Source organism: Cognatundibacterium luofuense, from assembly GCF_018139685.1.
In the GTDB taxonomy this organism is placed as follows: domain Bacteria; phylum Pseudomonadota; class Gammaproteobacteria; order Burkholderiales; family Burkholderiaceae_D; genus Undibacterium; species Undibacterium luofuense.
In genome coordinates this window covers 1-288 of sequence record NZ_JAGSPN010000609.1, presented here as the reverse complement: position 1 = coordinate 288, position 288 = coordinate 1, and the positions used below count along the sequence as shown (strand labels likewise).

Annotated in this window: 1 protein-coding gene; it reads left to right on the top strand. The window is 54.2% G+C overall.

All coding sequences use genetic code 11. The features are described 5' to 3' along the window. Window positions 1-12: 12 nt before the first annotated feature. Window positions 13-288: aminotransferase class I/II-fold pyridoxal phosphate-dependent enzyme (locus KDM89_RS21850; protein WP_329604731.1), on the top strand; the 276-nt coding region annotated here is incomplete at its 3' end.

Below are 288 nucleotides of genomic sequence, written 5' to 3'. Positions count from 1 at the left end.
GCCCATGAAACCGTGATCGAATGGCTGATCCAGAAAGCGCGTGCCTACATCTACACCACTGCTGCTGCACCGGCACTGGCGCATGCTTTACTGACCAGCATAGATATCATCAGCGGTGAAGAAGGCCAGCAACGACGCACCCATCTGAATAAGCTGATCCATCAGTTCAGTGATGGCCTGAATCTGCAAATGTGGCAATTGATGCCATCCATCACCGCCATTCAGCCGGTCGTGATTGGCGCCAATGCAGCCATGCTCAGCATTGCCGGTAACTTGCTGGATCAGGGC